The following is a 17232-nucleotide window of genomic DNA, read 5'->3' as shown; positions in this document are numbered from 1 at the left end:
ATAGGTGGAGAGTGCTCCAGTGCGGAAAGTGGAACGGATCATGGCTGCGCGGCCGCTGATCCAAGCTGGTGTTCACTGTGGAGTTTCACCACCAGATTATAGGCCCGCCTCTCATATATCCTATGTCAGCGGCCCACGTGGAACTCAAACATCTTTTCTCTCAACTTTTGCGGTTGCGCCACATTAATTGGCTGCATTGAATTCAGTTGTCAACCGATGCTCCGCAATCAGCTCGGTTCTGCCTCGTCCCAGCGAAACATGTCGGCATATCCTCGTCGACCTCAGTCCACCATGCCTTCGGACAAGTGTACTCCGCGTGACGATTAGTGCCCTAAGATGGTTTGCATCCTACCGCGCAAGGCGTCCGTCAAACTGGCGCGGCCTTCATTGTTATTGAGGTACCGCAAGTGGCGGAGATGGCGGAGGTCAAACGGAATATCGTGCTCGCTTTGGGTGATGATTATTACCTCGCGCCCCAACGTGTGCGCGATCCCCGCCTCGTAGAACACATTGGGGTTTCGACCGGTCAGATCGCAGATCACTATTCGGGCGCGGTCGATCAGGCTAACAACATCCTGAATGATACCGGGTGCTTCCCAGATTTCATCAGCTCGCCTCGATACGAGATTGCACGCTGCACTTGCCTGCTGAATCGCCTGGTACACCGGTCCAAACTCGGCCCCAAAGGGCATCATGACCGATACTAGTTGGTGTTCGATCGACTCGTGCTCAGGAATATTGAACACCGAAGGCCGCTGACGCCGAGGGTTCACGCTGCGGAGCAACGTGCGGTAAAGGTCCACATCTTTAACGGCCCAGTGGTTTCGGTGCCAGTCGAAGTCGTGCCTGTGCCTGTTCATATCCAAGCGGTTCTTTTGCGCATACAAAAGCGAGTTCCGCATCGGCGGCACATCAGGGTCGATCGCATATTCAAAGAGGACCTGGCCGTTGTTTATTCGAGCCTCGGTGACTTGTCCGACTTTGCAAATCTCATCTCCAGTGCCCTCTGGAATGAACAGGCATGGTAGGCGTCTCAATGCCACTAAGTGTGGAAGATCACCGTCTTTGAACTGGCCAGCCAAATGCTGCTCAGTGTTTTCGAACATCCGGCCGAGCTCCATGGAGCCCGTAGGATCACTCAATCATAATGCCGCATTATCACGTTGAACAACTGGTCTTCCCCATGCTTCGCCCGGATAATTACTTAAACTGTGCGTGGGGGAAAGAAGAGTCTGATTTTTGCAGGCACATGGTTGCGGGAGGGCGCGCACATCATAACTTGCCACCGGGCGGCCGGCACATGGGGCCGGAGGAGGTTAGGAATGTCGCCAAGCAAGTAGCGGTTGTTGCGGGGGCATCCAGCGCTCTGCGATTGCTATTCCGAGCGGCGGCTTAGCGCTGGCGAGAGCGCTACAGCACACACTTGAGCGCTGCCCTCCGAAGGCTGATGTCAAGGGGTTGGCGACAAAGAGGAGACGAAAAAGGTTGTAAGAACAAGGATTTGCGAGGTCGTCATTCTGATCTTTCAACTCGCGAAAAGTTCACGTAAGCACTGCGTAAGCAGTTGCGACCCGGTAAGCACCCGTAGCTCAGCTGGATAGAGCGTCGCCCTCCGAAGGCGAAGGCCACAGGTTCGAATCCTGTCGGGTGCGCCACTTAAAACAGAACTATGAACGTCGAACGCCCGCGTTCTATGCTGAATGCCGCGACTAACATTCACGGTTTATTCCGACTTCGCTATACGAACCTCTTCGTCCGCGACCCCGACGCGCTGTGCGAGCGCACGCTGATGATCTCGGCGGTAGCCGCCATCTTCGGCGTGTCGGTTCTGCGTGCGCTCATCGGGGGCTAATCGACGTCAAGTTCTGTCAGCTTCCTGGGAGCCAAAGCGGTTGTTTCCCAAGCTCCGGCTGGTACGTGCTCAGTAGAATTCATCAAGTAGCCGGTAGAAAGCCGCGCGGTCGGAATCAAAATCGCTAATGCCATAGTGACCGAGGAACGGTTTGACCCATTCGCGACCGAGCTCCTCGGCGACGTCCCGTGTGGTCAATGCTAAATCCTGATAGCGGTCTGCTAACCCCAGGCGGCCGCAATCGATGACGCCGGAGAAGCGGCCGCTCTCTACCATAACATTTGGCAGACAAGCGTCGCCGTGCGTGACTACCAAGTTCTCACGAAGCGGCTTGCGGGCTTGCAGCCGTGCAAACAGCTCAGTCGGCCCTAGACCCTGATGCTCATCATCGAGATCATCCTGATCTACCAGGCCGGCCTCCATTCGCGCCCGTGCCAGCTCGATGCGGTGCTCTGCTCTATGATCAAACGGGCAGGTTGTCGGGTCGAGTTGATGAAGCTGGCGCAAGACAGCGGCCATCATCGCCACTTTCTCCTCCGCACCCATCGAGGCCGAAAGCAGGTTTTCGCCGGGCACCGCGCTCAGCAGCAGCCAATCCCGCTCCTGTTGGTGGACCTCAGCAAGCACCTGTGCGCAGGGCAGGCCGGTCGTTGACAGCCAGCGCAGCCGCGCTGCCTCTTCTTGTAGTTCGCTCAACAAGCCGGCTGGCTCGGTTTTCACGAACAGAACCCGTCTGCCTGGTGCCTCAACGCGGAATACCGCCGCTTCCGAGCCGCCGACTGTTTGCTGGGTCCAGGTGTAGCTGGCCAGCTTTTCCTTCCAGGCCATTGGGGCTTGGGTCAAAACACGTTCTTCTTCCAACATACTTCCAAGTAGAAACAGGATCTGGCTCTCGGTGCAACTACTGTGACACTGCTCGTCCAAGCCTTCCGGCAAAGAGGTGAGCGCGGCCTGAGCAGAATCCATATTGATGTTTCCGTTACTGCATCGTAAGCGGTGTACCGGTCACACCGTTGCAGCGAAGTTCCATGGAAGCAGTTCACTGACCTGGCTCTGCTGATGGCCGTTGGCGACGGCACCGAGGGTTGAGCTAAGCCAAGCGTGAGGATCTACGGCGTTCAGCTTGCAGGTTTCGATGAACGAGGCGATGACGGCCCAGTTTTCGGCACCGGCATCATGACCGGCAAAGAGCGCGTTCTTCCGGTTCAGGGCAATCGGGCGGATGGTCCGCTCGACGGCATTGTTGTCGAGCTCGATGCGCCCATCGGTCAGGAACAACTCGAGCCCAGCCCAGTATTTGGCGATGTAGCTCAATGCCTCCCCGAGCGGCGCTTTCGCCGAGACGCGGCTGCGATGGTGATCAAGCCAGTCTTTTATTCGCGCCACGGCCGGTGCTGACCGCTTCTGGCGCACGGCGAGCCGGTCATCGGGATCCAGACCTCGGATGCCGGCTTCGATGGCATAGAGCTCGCGGATCAGGCGCACACCCTCTTCGGCGATCGGGGCGGGACCCGTGCGGGTGATCTCTACCAGTTTGCGGCGCGCATGGGCCCAGCAATAGGCGAGCGTGATGTCCGATCCGCCGCGACCTGGTGCGACCAACCGGTTGTAGCCGGCATAACCATCGACCTGAAGAATGCCGCCAAAGCCCTGCAAGATCCGTTCTGCATGAAGGCCACTTCTGCCCGGGGCATAGGTGAAGGCAACACCGGGTGGTGCGGTGCCATTCCAGGGGCGATCATCACGGGCCAGAGCCCAGAAGTATCCGGTCTTGGTCTTTCGGGCCCCAGGATCGAGCACCGGTGCGCGGGTTTCGTCCATGAACAGCTTCGATGACCTTTTCAGGTCTGCCACCAAGGCATCGTAGACCGGGCGCAGCTCGAAGGCGGCCCGACCGACCCAATCGGCCAGCGTTGAGCGGTCCAGATCAACACCCTGGCGGCTGTAAATCTGCGCCTGACGATAGAGCGGAAGGTGATCGGCATACTTGCTGACTAGAACATGGGCGACCATGGCCTCGGTCGGCAACCCGCCGGGGATCAGCCGAGCGGGCGACGGTGCCTGCACCACGCCGTCGGTGCAGGACCGGCAAGCATATTTGGGGCGGCGGGTGACGATCACCCGGAACTGGGCTGGGATCACGTCCAGCCGCTCGGACACGTCTTCGCCAATGCGGTGCAGACCACCGCCGCAGCCACAGACCAGGCTTTCGGGCTCGATGATCTGCTCGATCCGCGGCAGGTGCCTGGGGAGCGAACCACGATTGGCGCTGCGTGGTTTTGCCGATCGCCGTGCCGCACGATCCTCTGCATCTTCCTCGGCATGGACCGCCGCGATGGCCGTTTCCAGATCCTCCAGCGCCAGATCGAACTGGTCCGGATCGCTCTTTTCCGACCTGCGCCCGAAGGCCGCCTGCCTGAACGCGGCGACCAGCTTTTCCAGCTGTGCGATCCGATCGTCCTTGCGTTGATTGCGCGCTTCCGCGGCAACGAGCATCGCCTTGAGGGCGGCAATATCGTCGGGAAGTTCGGTGCTATCGAGCATGACCGGAATCTACCAGATCAAGCACCGCATTCCCGCAAAAAGACATGCCCTGAGTCATCCTGCCGCAGTCATTCCACGGCTTCTGGAGCCCGTGCTTCCACTGCCCGAACCCGGCGCCAATCGAGTCCAGAGAACAGGGCCTCGAACTGCGCGTGGCTCAGCGTTATCAGCCCGTCCCTCACCATAGGCCAGGTGAAGTTGTGCTCTTCCAGCCGCTTGTAGGCCATGACCAATCCGGTGCCATCCCAGTAGAGCAGCTTCAGCCGGTCGGTCTTCTTGGCGCGGAACACAAAGACAGTGCCCGTGAACGGGTCCTTGTGTAGCTCGTTCTTCACCATCGCTGCCAGGCTGTCGTGGCCTTTGCGGAAGTCGATCGGTTTGGTCGCCACCATGATCCGCACCCGGTTGGAGGGGAAGATCATGAGCCCGCCATCAGCGCGTGGACCACCGAGGCAATCCGGGCCGACGAAGCGCCTGGCTCCAGCCGGACGGTCACCGAACCCACCACGACCTCCGGCCCAGCCGATGCAGTCGGTACCGCGGCTGTCACGTCCTCAACAACCGGAGCGACCATCAGAGCCGCAAACTCAACCGGATCCTCTGGTGCCGGCAGCACCAGCTTCCCGTTCCGCGCAAGAGTTCGCCAAGAGGAGACATGGTTGGCCTTCAGCCCATGCCGCTCCGCAACTTCACTAACGCTCGCCCCCGGCCGCAGTGTCTCGGCGACAATCCGCGCCTTCACATCATCGGGCCACTGCCGATTGCGACGCCGCCTCACGCCATTTGTGAGAAGCTCCATTGGAGCGTCCATGGAGAAACTCCCGCACTGACCTCAATCAGTGCGCAATCTCATGGCTCACAACCTAGCGGAAGGTGGGGATACAACACCGCTTACACTGCATCGTTCCGCGGCAACTCTTTGGCAACCTCCATTCCTCATTTAGGGGACGAAGCAGCCCATGGCGGTCGGGATCGAGTGCAGTTCGTTCAGGAAGGCCGCTAAATCCGTTGCCAGGATCCGCTGCTTTTCGTAGTTCAACCCCGAAATGTCCTGCAACGGCTCTCCTGCGAGTTTGGCATCAACTGAGACGAGGTGTTCGCCAGCCTTCCGCAATTCCATTCCCGGAACGGGCGCGGATAGAGATGGGCGCACAGCTCGCCTATTCCTGTTTTGACGCTGCCATATTTGTTGCAGAGATCAGTGCGCAGGCTGAAACGACAACCAGCATCCCAAACGCAACTTGGTATGCCGACCCTGGGGTCGAGATGTCGACCTGCTCAATGACAGCCACCACCGCAATCGCGCCGACTGCACCTCTAATGCGTTGGGCAACATTGATCAACGTCGCTGCGTCGCCGGTTTCGGTTTTGTCGACGACGCGCTGTTGTCGCGTGTCGGTGACGTCAGGCGCCGCGCGGGCTTCACCGGCGCGGCATGGTTGATTCATAAAGGCGCGGCGCTATCAAATGCCGCGTCGTCGTCCGAGAGCGCAAACTCAAGCGGAACAGCTTGAATAACCGTTCGAGAGAACGCTCTGTCGCCGATCATTTCGCCGGTAGACGAGATGAGATGGACTGGATCACACCAATTGCGCCTTGCGGATCCCGGTTGGCAAGCACGGCGACCACGTAGCCGGAGTCCGGAAAAATCAGCAGCTGTCCATAGATGCCCGGGGCGCCACCATTGTGGCCGACCACCCTCACACCATCCCCCGAAAGCTCGTCGCTAAAGCCGTAGGCATATCTGGAAGAACCCATCGAAGCGACCTTGCCGGCGATTAAAAGCTCTGTGTGCTCTTCATCCAGCAGCTTATTTTCTCTGAGCGCTGTGGCGAAGCGGATGAGATCGCCGACAGTCGAGTACCCGCCACCTGCTGGTCCACCTCGATATGGCAAGGAATCGGTGTTCGGCCGCAACGGCGGCAGTTGCCCGCCAACAGGGTGCCCGCTCAGCCTCTCGCCGGGCGGAACGCGGGTGTAGCCGATCGCGGTTTTCGGCGGCAGTTCGCTTACCGGGTAATTGTCCGTCGAGTTCATGCCCGCCGGCTGAAAGATGTGCTTGCGGACATAGTCGAAGTAGCTTTCCCCGCTTACTGTCTCGATGATGCGTCCGAGCAGGATGAAGCCGTAGTTGCTGTATTCCCAACTGCTCCCCGGTTCGAAGCGGGGGAGCGTTCGCCGAACAGGGCGATGAAGTCTTCCGGTTCCGTCAGGTCCTCGCGATTGGCGTTGAAGAGCTCGATTTCATCCGGCCCGAAGATGTTTCCAGCTCCCGCCGTATGAGTCAGCAACTGATGGATGGTTGCCGCGGCCATCGCCTCGTTCGGATAATCCGGGAGGTATGCTGAAAGCGGATCGTCGAGGCTAACCCGGCCGGCCTGCACCAATTGTAGAATGGCGGTCCCGGTGAACATCTTGCCCATCGAACCGATGCCGAAAGCCGTGTCGACATCATTGGGGATCTGCCTTTCGATGTCAGCGCAACCTTTGGCCTTCGCAAATATCGTCTCCCCGTCTCTGGAGACCATCACAGCGCCAGCGAACATGTCGGCCGCCGTCTGCCGATCCAGTTCCTCCGCAAGTGCGGCGATCGCTTCCGATTCCGTCACGCGTTCGGCGACGCGTCCCTGCCCTGCACCGCCAACGACCCGCTCGCCACGTTGCAGATTGTCAGGCGGGGCGCTCGACGGCTGATCGGGGCCGTTGCGCGGAAGGCCCGGCGGCGAGTCGCCACCAATCACCACGGGTTCGGCTGTAGCAGAGTAGGTAGTAAGGAGGCAGACCAGGGTGGCCAGTGCCAATCCATTTAACGCCTTCATGGCTTCCACTTCCTCGGAAATGTGATGTGAGACTCGTGCTTGGGTGGACTAGCCAAGTCCATTGAGAGGGTCATGTCGTACTCTACTGATAAAGCTTCCGCAGGCTTGTCTGCAGGTAGTCCATGGCTGTCGACCACTTCGGGTCGGACCAGCGCTGCCCAATTTCCTCATCGGAAACGTTCTCAACCCGTTGCTGCAGCCACCAGACATTTCCGTAGGGATCGCGAACGCGACCCACCTTGTCCCCGAAGGCCAGGTGCGTCACTTGGGTAATTGGCTGCGCGCCGGCGGCGACCGCTCGTTTGAACAGCTCCTCAGCGTCCTCGACGAACAGGCGAAGGAATGCTGGGGTTGGCGGCCAATCACGCATGTCGAACATTAGAATGATCGTATTGCCGATGCGCATTTCGGCATGGCCGATGCTCCCATCCGGGTTTTGGAAGCTGCCGAGATCCTCTGCATCAAAAGCTTCCGAGAGAAAACTCATCAGCCGGACCGTATCTTTGCCGATGATCCAAGGTGCAACCGAGGCATAGCCGGGAGGAATAATTGGTATGTTCTGCATGAGACAATCTCCATCGGGTTTGCGAACGGCACAATGACATGGTCTGTTGCCAAATGGTGTCAGCAGAGCCAAAGGTGCTAACTTGTCACCACTGAACGTCGTCTATTCACTGCTCTGCCTAAGCGCAATCGAGACGGGAAGCAGAGCCCGCACGGCATCGGTTCCAGGGTCGACTACTACAATCGGCGGCGTCCGCATTCGGCGGCAGGACGCCCGACGATGCCTGTGAAAGGACTGAATTGACGGGGCAACTGGCGGCGGCGGAGAAACAACTCGATCTGTCTTAGCTTAGCCGCCAACTGCCTCATCAAGCGGCACCAGCTCAGAGCCCCCGGCAGCCACCGCCATAAGCTGCGTCGCACCTGCCCAAGCCTTAGACTCCACGGTGTTTCAGTTTCCTGCCTCACTTCTACTTTGCGGTCGGCCTTTATGTGTCGGCGATCTTTGCGGCCCTGTTCGCAAGTTTTAGGCTATCGGCGGACATTCACCGATCGGGCTGCGTTTTAAACCAGGTTGTGGCGCGTGATGGCAATCGCTCCGAGCAAGGCCCCGAGCGAGAGAGCCACTGATGTAAAGACGTACAGACCTGCCAGGAACCAAAGCCCGCGCTCGATCAGCATCGTCGTCTCCATTGAAAAGGCGGAAAAGGTGGTAAAGCCTCCGAGAACACCGGTAGTGAGGAAAAGGCGGGCTTGTTGGGGCAAGCCGGTACGCGCTGCGAAGTACCCCACCACAACACCCATCAGGCATGAGCCAACAACGTTTATGAACAGCGTGCTGAAGGGAAAAATTCCGGGGATGAACAGCCGCTGGGCGGTGACGTTGATGGCGTGGCGCGCCATGCCACCAAAGCCTGCACCGATGAAAATGATCAGATAATTCATGGTTGCCTCGCTGTTGGGGCAACCAGACCGTCGATCGCTATGCCAGCACCCATCCATCGACAGGCGAATTGCCTGTTGTTGTAGGAGTTATCGGCCAAGGTGGCGGTTGTCGGGAAACTCCATCCCCATCGAAAAAGCTGTATCCGAACGTTGGTTAGCCAGCTCGGCCAGGGCTGTCCTGCCCAGCTGCGGCAGTCCATCTTCCTGCGCCCAGGATGCCGCCGCGGGTGTCGCAGCCAGGTCAAACTGCCACCGTGGCGAGGAAATCCATCAGTACGTCAGCAGTCTCATCGGGATACTGATCCACGAAGAAATGCCCCCGGGCAGCGAAGCTTCCGCAACATTTTCGCACCGCTTTCGCCATTCGCCTGGGATATCGAAGAGATGCGCCATCTGGCCGGCAGCACCAAAGAAGACCAAGGTGGGGCAGCCGATCTTGCGATTGATATCGGCTTGATCCAGCGCCAAGTCGACTGTTGCGGCGGCTCGATAATCAGAACAGGACCCGTGGATCATATGGGGGTCCCGCCATGAGCGTCGGTATGCGGCAAGCATCTCATCATCGAAGTCGCCGATGCGCGTTGCGCCCCAGCCGACCAGGCAGGTTTCGTAGAAGAAATCAGGATTGGCGCCGATTACCCGCTCGGGAAACGGCTCGGGCTGCGAGAGGAAGTACCAGTGCCAGTATGCGCCTGCGACACGGTGATTTGTGTCCATGAACATCGCCAATGTTGGCACGATGTCAAGCACCGCCAACGAAAGGATCTTGTCCGGATGGTCGAGTGCCATGCGATGCCCCGTTCTCCCGCCACGGTCGTGTCCGATCAAATGGAATCGCTCTATGCCGAGTTGCTCCATCAATCCGACCTGATCGTCTGCCATGGCGCGAAAACTGTAGTTGGAGTTGTCGGGAAGGCCGTGTGGCTTGGAGGATGCGCCGTAGCCGCGCAGGTCGGAACAAACCACGGTGAAATTGGCAGCGAGTTTTGGGGCCACTCTCGCCCACATCTCCTTTGATTGCGGAAATCCGTGCAACAGAAGAACTGGAGGGCCGTCGCCGCCAATCACGCAGGCAATGTCAACGCCGTCCACGCGCACGACTTCATTCCGAAATCCCTCAAACATGTGATGCCCCTTGGCGGTTTCCTGCCAGCGACCCGGTCCAATCGCGGATGCTGAACGTCAAATTGAACGTGTGGCTTTCGCGTATTTCCAGCGTTCGCGCTTTTCGTTCGCGCGCTGAGCGAAGCGCTGAAGGTCTATAATGGCGCGGGTGTGGGTCCCCTCACCGATCAAGCCGGCCTCGTCTCGGCAAGAGACCGTGAAAAACAGCGAGTTGCTGTTGATCTCCACGAGTTTGACATCAGCCACAAAGCTCATGCCAACGGGCGTGGGCGCGAGGTGGCTGACGTTGACGTGCGTGCCGACGGTTCGTTGCTGGGGCCGGAGATAAGGACGAAGCGCTTCGATACAGGTTTGTTCAACGAAGCCGATCATCATCGCGGTGGCAAGAACCGGAGGCATGTCGCGAAAGCCGGGCCAAGTGTCATCCAACTCCGGCACGGTGTGGAAAGGAGCAACTGTGAGTCGCTCTCGTGCTCCTACCCCCACTTCAAGTGGCAAGCACTCTTTGAACTCGTTCATGTGATCCCCACGCGCATGTTGATCGGCCAAATCACGGGTCGCCTTCGATCTCCCCAGATGAGGTGAAGATCGTGCACAAAAGCTTCGAGGATATCGTCTCGGCCAGCCTCATTGACCCGGTGCACAGCGGACCATGTCGAGAGGTAACCGAGAAAATCGCTCAGATCCCAAGCCCGGTCGATTTCCATTCCGGGAGTCGGTCGTTCCTCAAACGGAAATTCGAGATCGGCATAGCCTGACTCGACGAGCTTGCGCTCCGGCGGCCAGTAGCAAGCGATTTCTTCCCAATAGAAGCGCCTAAAGCGTGCGTCCAGGTCGGACGGAGCCAAGCGCGGCACTCCGTAGCTTACCAAGGCAATCACAGCCCCGTTCACGGCTACCCGGCGGACCTCGTCGTAGAAATCCGCAAGGTCGAACCAATGGGCGGATTGTGCAGCGGTAATAAGGGTAACGCTGCAATCGGGCAGCGGTAGGTTCTCGGCAGGTGCGCAAACATACTCGACACGGTCATGAGGCAGGGCGTTGCCGATCTGTTCAGTGCTCGGATCCACACCCATCACGGATTGGAAGAAGTCTGCGAGCTGATGGGTGAGCTGCCCAGTGCCGCAGCCGACGTCTACGGCTCTCGACGTATCGGGTGCCGCCTCCGCCAAGAAACGGGACAGGGAAGCCGGATATTCCGGTCTGAACGAAGCATAGCTGCGGCCGTCGCGATCAAACCAGTTCCTTGCGGATTTCGGTTCAGCCATCATTGGGCATCCTTTTTGGTGGTTGGCGGCCTCTTTGAGTCGTGCCCCAAAACCTTGTCGCTCGAGCGCTTGCGCGGTGTCGGTGAGAACCTGAAGAAGCGGATGCCCAACCTCCGCCTCCAGATCTCCAATGGCCGAAAACGTAACCGCCCAGTGGGGCTCAAGTCTCTTCAGCAAATCCTTCCCTGTTCGGGTCAGGTGCAGTCCGGTCTTGCGCCCGTCGTCCAACTGGTGACGTGCCAGAATGCCGTCTTTCAGCATCAGCGAAACTGTCTGGCTGATCGCGCCCTGCGTGAGGGTACTGCGCGCAGTTATGTCGGTCACCGTTTCGGCGCCCGCACTCATCGCGCGAAGAACGGGGGTGTACCGTGGGCGGTATTGGAGGCCGATGTCGCGGTAATGCTCCTCTGCGCCCTGATCGACCAACTCGCCGACGTAGCGGAGCAATTCGCCCAAACCGGGTTTCACTTTCGAACTCATAGACACCCAATTACATTAGTGCTAATGCGATTGCAAGACCGGCAGATCCGAAGACATGAGCCTTGAGAACGCAAATCTGCGCTGTTTCATCGTAGCAGCAAACAGGCGGAGCTTCCGTGAGGCCGCCACGGTCTTGCGCGTACGACAGTCCAGCGTGAGCCGGGCGATTAGCCGGCTTGAAGACGAACTCGGGGTTTCCCTCTTCGTACGACACCGGTCGGGCGCCCGTCTAACGGCGGCAGGTGAGCGATTTCTGTCCGCTGTGCTCCCGGCATGCGAACAACTCGAAACGGCTCAACGCACAGCCGCAGCTGCTGGTCGGGCGGAAACCGGCATCGTTCAAGTCGGAGTTCTAACCTCACTGGCGGGCGGCTTTCTTCGGTCGCTGCTTCATGGTTATCGCAAGCTCAATCCCGGCGTTGAGATCGATGTTCACGACGGAAGCCGTGATAGCCATCTTGCCGCCATCCAGAAGCATGCGCTCGACGTGGCGTTTCTTACGGGAACCGAACGCGCTCCCTATTGCGAATGTGCTGAGATTTGGCGAGAGCGCGTTCATGTCGCGCTCTGGAAGGACCATCATCTCGCCGGGCGCCATTGCCTGGACTGGGACGATCTGCGCAAAGAGCGTTTTATTGTAAGTCGCTTCGCTCCTGGAATGGAGGTGCAGAACTACATCGTCCGTCGTGCATCGACATGTGGCGTTCGCCCAAATATCGAGATCAAGAATGCGGGTCGTGAAACCCTTATGAACCTCGTGAGTCTTGGTCAGGGAATTACCCTTGTCTCGGCTGCCTGGGCGTCCGTCGGGTTGCCAGACCTTGTTCTGAGGCCCCTATCGGACGCACACGATGTCATTCCGTTCAGTGCAGTTTGGTCGGCCCAAAATGACAATCCAGCGCTACGCCGGCTTCTCAGCATCGCGCACATGATGTCCGGGCACGCGAGACCGGGCACATCGGATTGGGCTGCGCCGACACTTGGCATTAGACGCCTGCACGATGTGAACGCCTAAGCCGCTGGAAGGCACGATCCGTCGCCATGAAGCGCTGGAGCATCGGAACGATCAATCGTAACGGATCGCCGGGCGGCTGCCCCGTCTCATGACCGAGAATATCGGCATAAGCGACAAGCTCCCGATGCAGGCTGGCCGGGAGCTCAAGGGTGACCTTAACGGGTTTGTCGTCTGGCAAGGGACCAAGCTTCAGCTTCACCACAGTCAGCCTCCATAGGGTTCGAGAATGAGATCGCGGGTGACGATGACGCGCACCGGGAAGCCCGGCCGGATGGTGAGCGTCGGTCTGACTTGCAGCTGGCGCTGGACGATCTGCTGGCCGGCATCGTTGATCGTGTCCTGAGCACCGTTGCGGATCGCCTGGATCAGGCGTTCGTCATCATCCATCGTCAGTTCCGCCCCGACCGAAAGCAGCGTGGAGAGACCAGCTGCCTTGGCGAGATCCCACCAGTGGTAGTTGACCCCATCCTCAAGGCCGGCAAATCCTCTCGTGTCGGCGCCCGGCTGGCGTTCGAGAACGATGGAGCGGCCGTTGGGGAAGATCAGCCGGTTCCAAACCAGGAGCACACGCCGATCGCCGAAATCGACGTCGTTGCTGTATTCGCCGATAATGCGCGTACCCTGCGGAACCAGGAGCGTGTTTCCCGTTGGACTGTCGTAGATATGCTGGGTGACTTGCGCCGTAATCTGGCCAGGGAGATCGGAGCGAATGCCAGTGATGAGCGCGGCCGGAATGACGGACCCGGCCTGCAGCACGTAGGGCGATGCCGGCGCCATCACACGGTCGGGCGCTACGGTGCGCCGGTCCACGGGACCGTTGAGGAAGGCGAGATCGCTGTTTTGTGCCGCGCCCGGTTGGTGGCCGAGATTTAGCCCGGTGATCGATGGTGTCGATGTCTCTCGCGCCGCAGTCGGCGCGGACTGGAAGAAGACCTGACTGGTGCGCGCGGCCTCTTCCTCGGCCATGCGCCGCTGCTCCTCCGGATCGACGGCCGGCGTATTGATGGCCGGCGGCGGAACGGGTTGGCCGCGTTCCTGAGCATCGAGGATCGGACGGCCGAGATCGCCGGGCAGTGGTGGACCGAGCACTGGACCGGTGTAGTCGCTAGGCAACTCATTCAATCCATCCGCGGTGTTGCGGTTCTCGGTCGAGTAAAGCTCGTCGCTGTCCGCGCCATTTTCGGGCGTCTGGAGCGCATAGATCAAAGCACCACCGACACCGAGGGCGGCGACGAGGCCGAGGCCGGCCAGGACACGCCGTGAAAGCCGAGTCACGCGCGGCGGATTTCCCCTCAACCGCATTGGTTCGGCGGTATCGTCCGGCATCGCTTCGAGTGGGACGCCATCTTCCCTGTTGTCGTCGGCATCGCTCATGATCCTGGCCTCCCGTCGGTTCGCACAATCCTGACGGTCTGCTGGCGGTCTTCGCTGCCGAGGCGCAACTCGGCGGCCGCAAAGATGCGGTCCACGATCAGGATGTTTCGGTAGATGCGGCTGTTGACGATTTCCGGCTCCCCATCCCAGCCGAGCACGAAGAGTGGCGGCATCTCGCCCTGCACGATCCCAACGGGGAAGACGATATAGACCCGCCGCCCGTCGTCGAAGACCGAGACCGGCCGCCAGGGCGGTCTGTCGCCTTGCAGTCCGTAGCGGTGATGCCGCGCGGAGGCAGATGGAATCCTCGGTGCTGTCGGCGTGGCGCGCTGCGTGGCCGGTGGCTGCGGATAGGCCCAGGCGACGGCGGGCATGTAGGGATCGTCGCGTGACCGCAGCTCGATCATGTAGGTCCGGCGATCGGTGGTAATGACCAGGTTGGTCATGATGTCGGGCCGCGTCGGCTTGACGAGAATATGGACGCGCCGGGATGTCCCCGAACCGCTCTCCGTGTCGCCGATGATCCAGCGGGCGGTGTCACCGGCGGCGATGGGACCGGCGCCGGTCAGCGCTTCGCCCGGTTCGAGCGCGATGTTGGTGATCTGGCCCGGCGCGGCATAGACCTGATAGAGCGCGCCTTCGCTCCAGGGATAGATATGGATCGCGTTGTAATAGCCTTCCCGACGGGGTTCGATGCGCGCGGCCGCGTTGGCATTCTCGACCTGACCCGTCGGCGTGGACGCATCCGAACCACCTCGCGCGACGGTCCAGGCCGGCGGCGTGTGGATCGGTTGTGGTCGCTCGTCGGTCGTGGGTCGCTCGATCCTCGGCAGCGGTGGCACGCTGTCGTCGTAGCTGATCACCGGCGGGCGATAGGTGGCGCATCCGGCGAGCGCCGACGCGGAAATCAGCACAAGCGGCAATGCGGCTTTACGGAAAATCGTAAACGCGGGTTTGCGGGTGGTTATACTCATTGGCCCATCTCCCGCGACCAATTGATGGCGTTGACGTAGATCCCGAGTGGGTTGGCGCGCAGCCGCTCGGCGTCGCGGGGCGGCTGGATGACGATGGTGAGGATCGCGGTCCATCGTTCGGTCGCGGAGAGCTGGCCGTTCTCATAGTGCCGTTCCGTCCAGGCCACACGGAAGGAGTTCGGCGAAGCGCGAATGACGCTGGAGACCTCCACGGCGATTTGCTGTCGTACGACTTTCGTGAAGGGATCGTTGGCGCGCGCATAGTCGTTGAGCGCCAGCGCGCCGCGATCGGTGGTGAACTCGTAGGCGCGCAGCCAGTTCTGACGCACGATGATCGCGTCGGCAGGAATCGCACGCACCTGCTCGATAAAGCGCGCCAGATGAAAGGCGATCTGCGGATCGCTCGGCTCGAAATCCGCTGCCGCGGGCCGACCGCGTGCGCCTCGCCGAGATTGTCGACCTCGACGACCCAGGGCACGACCGAGCCGGTCGTGGATTGCCAGACCAGAGCAGTTGCGAAGACGCCGGACAGGATCAGGCAGCCAAAGGCCATAAGACGCCAGTTGCGCGCCTGCACGCGGGCCGAGCCGATGCGGTCGTCCCAGACCTGCGCCGCGCGCTGATACGGCGTCTCGGGCTCAGGGGACTTGCCGTAATGGATGGTGGATCTTTTGAATAAGCTCATGACCGATTCCCCTCGGAGAGATTGACAGAACTGGCGCCGCCATGGCTGTCGCCGGACCGCACGGCGTGCGCGGCGGCCTGGACACCGTGGGAGAACCGTTGCGAGCGCTTCATGCGCTTGGCCCAATCAGGTGGACCGTCTGCTGTGGTGGAAGAGGAAAGCGGCGGTGCTCGCAGCGCTGGTGGCATCGCCCAACCTTCCGCCGGTCGTCTCGAAGGCTGCCCGCCCGCCTGCCTGGAAACTCTGTTTCATGCTGCTGGCGGCATTGACCCCAGCGCGCCGCAATGGGGACACGGCAGCGCGTGCGCCGGTGCTCGCCACGGCGCCAAGTCCGGAGGCGACGCCGGCCGCACCGGACTGACCGGCGGAGCCGAGGCTGTATGCAGTTGCCGCCCCACCCGTCGCAGCGGCACCACCGCGCGCAGCGGCCGCGGGGCCGGAGAGCGCCATGCCGGCCCCTCTGGCGGCGAGACCGGCAGCGCCTGCACCTGCGAGTGCCGCGCCGCCCACGGCAAGGCCAGTGCCGACGGCCGCGCCTGCACCGAGTTGCGGTCCGCCTGAGACGAGGCCGTTGGCGATCCCCGGTCCGAAGATGCCGAGGCCGAGCAGCGAAAGCGCCGCGAGCACCACGGCCATGGCCTCGTCGATCGTGGGCGTGACACCGCCGAAGCCGGCGGTGAACTGCGAGAACAGGGTCGAGCCGATGCCGATGATCACGGCCAGCACCAGCACCTTGATCCCCGACGAGATGACGTTGCCGAGCACACGCTCGGCCATGAACGCGGTCTTGCCGAAGAGGCCGAAGGGGATGAGGACGAAACCGGCGAGCGTGGTCAGCTTGAACTCGATGAGCGTGATGAAGAGCTGAATGGAGAGGATGAAGAAGGCGAGCAGGACCAGCGCCCAGGCAAAGAGCAGGCAGGCGATCTGGATGAAGTTCTCGAAGAAGGCGACCCATCCCATCAGGTCGGAAATGGATTCGAGCAAGGGTCGCGCCGCATCCAGCCCGGTCTGCGCGACACGGCCCGGGCGCATCAGATCGGCCGCGGTAAAGCTCGTGCCGGATGCCATCAGGCCGAGGCCGGCAAAACTCTCGAAGACGATGCGGGCGAGGTTGTTCCAATTGCCGATGATGTAGGCGAAGACACCGACGAACAGGGTTTTCTTGACGAGCCGTGCGATGATGTCGTCGTCAGCGCCCCAGGACCAGAACAATGCGGCGAGCGTCACGTCGATAACGATCAGCGTCGTGGCGATGAAGGCGACCTCACCGCCAAGAAGGCCGAAGCCGGAATCGATATAGCTGGTGAAGACACCGAGGAAGTTGTCGATGACGCCCGTGCCGCCCATGGATCATTGATCCTTCTCTTGGGAACTGGCGATAGACGGAGAACGGTCGAGGAACCGGTCGCGAGTCTCGGCCCAGACCGCGAGACATTCAGGATCACGGACCGCTGCCTCCCCCATCTGCTGGCAGCGGCGCTGTTCCGCGCGCAGCGGATCGACAGTAGGCGCAAGCGCCCGCGCAGGAGCCGGTCTTGCAGGCTCCTCATCGCGCGTCAATTCGATCACCGTCGCCGTGATGGCGAAGGCGACGAAGACGATTGCCCCGATCCGCGCCAACGTCTCGCCCTCCATCGCTCCCTC

The 17232-nt window shown here is 60.7% G+C and carries 18 protein-coding genes, 1 tRNA gene, 3 pseudogenes and 1 riboswitch; of the genes and pseudogenes, 3 read left to right on the top strand and 19 right to left on the bottom strand.

Annotated elements, in window-relative coordinates; genetic code table 11:
* Window positions 1–323 precede the first annotated feature (323 nt).
* A complete protein-coding gene (locus HK436_RS31350) occupies window positions 324–1106 on the bottom strand; it encodes a hypothetical protein (RefSeq protein WP_244648674.1) in 783 nt (260 codons plus the stop codon).
* A gap of 472 nt (window positions 1107–1578) precedes the next feature.
* On the opposite strand from HK436_RS31350, the gene HK436_RS11670 reads away from it, so the two are divergent.
* Window positions 1579–1655 (top strand) — tRNA-Arg (locus tag HK436_RS11670).
* 14 nt (window positions 1656–1669) lie between these two features.
* Window positions 1670–1852 (top strand): hypothetical protein, encoded by a 183-nt coding sequence (locus HK436_RS11665; protein ID WP_173189803.1) that lies wholly within the window; start codon window positions 1670–1672, stop codon window positions 1850–1852.
* 69 nt (window positions 1853–1921) lie between these two features.
* On the opposite strand, the gene HK436_RS11660 is transcribed toward HK436_RS11665, so the two are convergent.
* The 12 genes and pseudogenes from HK436_RS11660 to HK436_RS32965 all read right to left on the bottom strand — a co-directional run bounded on the left by HK436_RS11660 (window position 1922) and on the right by HK436_RS32965 (window position 11525).
* Window positions 1922–2716: an APH(3')-II family aminoglycoside O-phosphotransferase gene (locus tag HK436_RS11660; protein WP_173190126.1), complete on the bottom strand. Its 795-nt coding sequence runs from the start codon at window positions 2714–2716 to the stop codon at window positions 1922–1924.
* Between the two features lie 141 nt (window positions 2717–2857).
* A complete protein-coding gene (gene tnpC / locus HK436_RS11655; RefSeq protein WP_173189801.1) occupies window positions 2858–4396 on the bottom strand; it encodes an IS66 family transposase in 1539 nt (512 codons plus the stop codon).
* A gap of 68 nt (window positions 4397–4464) precedes the next feature.
* The gene (gene tnpB, locus HK436_RS11650; protein WP_173189799.1) at window positions 4465–4818 is read right to left on the bottom strand and encodes an IS66 family insertion sequence element accessory protein TnpB; all 354 of its coding nucleotides are present in this window, start codon (window positions 4816–4818) and stop codon (window positions 4465–4467) included.
* Window positions 4815–5195, bottom strand: coding sequence for an IS66-like element accessory protein TnpA (tnpA, locus tag HK436_RS32390; RefSeq protein ID WP_280515609.1), 381 nt, complete (start codon window positions 5193–5195; stop codon window positions 4815–4817). The genes tnpB and tnpA overlap by 4 nt, the downstream gene beginning before the upstream one ends.
* Window positions 5196–5556: 361 nt before the next feature.
* Entirely contained in the window at window positions 5557–5844 is a 288-nt protein-coding gene (locus HK436_RS11640) for a hypothetical protein (RefSeq protein WP_173189795.1), read from the bottom strand.
* Between the two features lie 97 nt (window positions 5845–5941).
* Window positions 5942–6526, bottom strand: a pseudogene (locus HK436_RS32385) (serine hydrolase domain-containing protein); the annotation flags it as partial.
* A complete protein-coding gene (locus HK436_RS32380; protein ID WP_280515667.1) occupies window positions 6487–6942 on the bottom strand; it encodes a serine hydrolase domain-containing protein in 456 nt (151 codons plus the stop codon). The pseudogene HK436_RS32385 and the gene HK436_RS32380, both read right to left, overlap by 40 nt.
* A 355-nt stretch (window positions 6943–7297) precedes the next feature.
* A complete protein-coding gene (locus HK436_RS11625; RefSeq protein ID WP_173189791.1) occupies window positions 7298–7780 on the bottom strand; it encodes a VOC family protein in 483 nt (160 codons plus the stop codon).
* A 503-nt stretch (window positions 7781–8283) separates the two neighbouring features.
* Entirely contained in the window at window positions 8284–8664 is a 381-nt protein-coding gene (gene crcB, locus HK436_RS11620; protein ID WP_173189790.1) for a fluoride efflux transporter CrcB, read from the bottom strand.
* Between the two features lie 74 nt (window positions 8665–8738).
* Window positions 8739–8800: riboswitch (Fluoride riboswitch) on the bottom strand.
* Window positions 8801–8934: 134 nt separating this feature from the next.
* Window positions 8935–9660, bottom strand: a complete 726-nt coding sequence (locus tag HK436_RS11615) for an alpha/beta hydrolase (RefSeq protein ID WP_312860544.1) — start codon at window positions 9658–9660, stop codon at window positions 8935–8937.
* A 186-nt stretch (window positions 9661–9846) separates the two neighbouring features.
* Complete coding sequence (locus tag HK436_RS11610) at window positions 9847–10308, bottom strand: thioesterase family protein (protein WP_173189788.1); 462 nt, start codon at window positions 10306–10308, stop codon at window positions 9847–9849.
* Window positions 10305–11525, bottom strand: a complete 1221-nt coding sequence (locus HK436_RS32965) for a methyltransferase domain-containing protein (RefSeq protein ID WP_312860543.1) — start codon at window positions 11523–11525, stop codon at window positions 10305–10307. The genes HK436_RS11610 and HK436_RS32965 overlap by 4 nt, the downstream gene beginning before the upstream one ends.
* A 67-nt stretch (window positions 11526–11592) precedes the next feature.
* Between HK436_RS32965 and HK436_RS11595 the strand changes: the two genes are divergently transcribed.
* Complete coding sequence (locus HK436_RS11595; RefSeq protein WP_173189786.1) at window positions 11593–12552, top strand: LysR family transcriptional regulator; 960 nt, start codon at window positions 11593–11595, stop codon at window positions 12550–12552.
* Here the strand turns inward: HK436_RS11595 and HK436_RS11590 are convergent.
* From HK436_RS11590 to trbK-alt, 6 genes and pseudogenes are all read right to left on the bottom strand, one after another.
* The gene (locus HK436_RS11590) at window positions 12524–12754 is read right to left on the bottom strand and encodes a DUF2274 domain-containing protein (RefSeq protein ID WP_173189784.1); all 231 of its coding nucleotides are present in this window, start codon (window positions 12752–12754) and stop codon (window positions 12524–12526) included. The genes HK436_RS11595 and HK436_RS11590 overlap by 29 nt on opposite strands.
* Window positions 12755–12756: 2 nt before the next feature.
* Window positions 12757–13926 carry a TraB/TrbI/VirB10 family type IV secretion system protein gene (locus HK436_RS11585; protein ID WP_173189782.1) on the bottom strand — a complete coding sequence of 390 codons (1170 nt, stop codon included), beginning with the start codon at window positions 13924–13926 and terminating at the stop codon, window positions 12757–12759.
* Entirely contained in the window at window positions 13923–14900 is a 978-nt protein-coding gene (gene trbG, locus HK436_RS11580; protein ID WP_173189780.1) for a P-type conjugative transfer protein TrbG, read from the bottom strand. Before trbG ends, HK436_RS11585 begins: the two co-directional genes overlap by 4 nt.
* Window positions 14897–15585 (bottom strand): annotated as a pseudogene (trbF, locus tag HK436_RS11575) (conjugal transfer protein TrbF). Before trbF ends, trbG begins: the two are co-directional and overlap by 4 nt.
* Window positions 15582–16935, bottom strand: a pseudogene (gene trbL / locus HK436_RS11570) (P-type conjugative transfer protein TrbL). Before trbL ends, trbF begins: the two co-directional pseudogenes overlap by 4 nt.
* 3 nt (window positions 16936–16938) lie before the next feature.
* Complete coding sequence (gene trbK-alt / locus HK436_RS11565; RefSeq protein ID WP_173189778.1) at window positions 16939–17223, bottom strand: putative entry exclusion protein TrbK-alt; 285 nt, start codon at window positions 17221–17223, stop codon at window positions 16939–16941.
* Window positions 17224–17232 lie beyond the last annotated feature (9 nt).

The organism is Neoaquamicrobium sediminum (assembly GCF_013240295.1).
Taxonomy (GTDB): domain Bacteria; phylum Pseudomonadota; class Alphaproteobacteria; order Rhizobiales; family Rhizobiaceae; genus Aerobium; species Aerobium sediminum.
Note: the sequence above shows the minus strand (reverse complement) of the source record. Positions and strands in the feature narration are given on the sequence as shown.

Coding starts and splice junctions, on each gene's coding strand:
- HK436_RS31350 (WP_244648674.1), bottom strand. CDS start 1,106: ATGTTCGAAAACACTGAGCAGCATTTGGCTGGCCAGTTCAAAGACGGT.
- HK436_RS11665 (WP_173189803.1), top strand. CDS start 1,670: ATGAACGTCGAACGCCCGCGTTCTATGCTGAATGCCGCGACTAACATT.
- HK436_RS11660 (WP_173190126.1), bottom strand. CDS start 2,716: ATGTTGGAAGAAGAACGTGTTTTGACCCAAGCCCCAATGGCCTGGAAG.
- tnpC (WP_173189801.1), bottom strand. CDS start 4,396: ATGCTCGATAGCACCGAACTTCCCGACGATATTGCCGCCCTCAAGGCG.
- tnpB (WP_173189799.1), bottom strand. CDS start 4,818: ATGATCTTCCCCTCCAACCGGGTGCGGATCATGGTGGCGACCAAACCG.
- tnpA (WP_280515609.1), bottom strand. CDS start 5,195: ATGGAGCTTCTCACAAATGGCGTGAGGCGGCGTCGCAATCGGCAGTGG.
- HK436_RS11640 (WP_173189795.1), bottom strand. CDS start 5,844: ATGAATCAACCATGCCGCGCCGGTGAAGCCCGCGCGGCGCCTGACGTC.
- HK436_RS32380 (WP_280515667.1), bottom strand. CDS start 6,942: ATGTTCGCTGGCGCTGTGATGGTCTCCAGAGACGGGGAGACGATATTT.
- HK436_RS11625 (WP_173189791.1), bottom strand. CDS start 7,780: ATGCAGAACATACCAATTATTCCTCCCGGCTATGCCTCGGTTGCACCT.
- crcB (WP_173189790.1), bottom strand. CDS start 8,664: ATGAATTATCTGATCATTTTCATCGGTGCAGGCTTTGGTGGCATGGCG.
- HK436_RS11610 (WP_173189788.1), bottom strand. CDS start 10,308: ATGAACGAGTTCAAAGAGTGCTTGCCACTTGAAGTGGGGGTAGGAGCA.
- HK436_RS11595 (WP_173189786.1), top strand. CDS start 11,593: ATGAGCCTTGAGAACGCAAATCTGCGCTGTTTCATCGTAGCAGCAAAC.
- HK436_RS11585 (WP_173189782.1), bottom strand. CDS start 13,926: ATGAGCGATGCCGACGACAACAGGGAAGATGGCGTCCCACTCGAAGCG.
- trbG (WP_173189780.1), bottom strand. CDS start 14,900: ATGAGTATAACCACCCGCAAACCCGCGTTTACGATTTTCCGTAAAGCC.
- trbK-alt (WP_173189778.1), bottom strand. CDS start 17,223: ATGGAGGGCGAGACGTTGGCGCGGATCGGGGCAATCGTCTTCGTCGCC.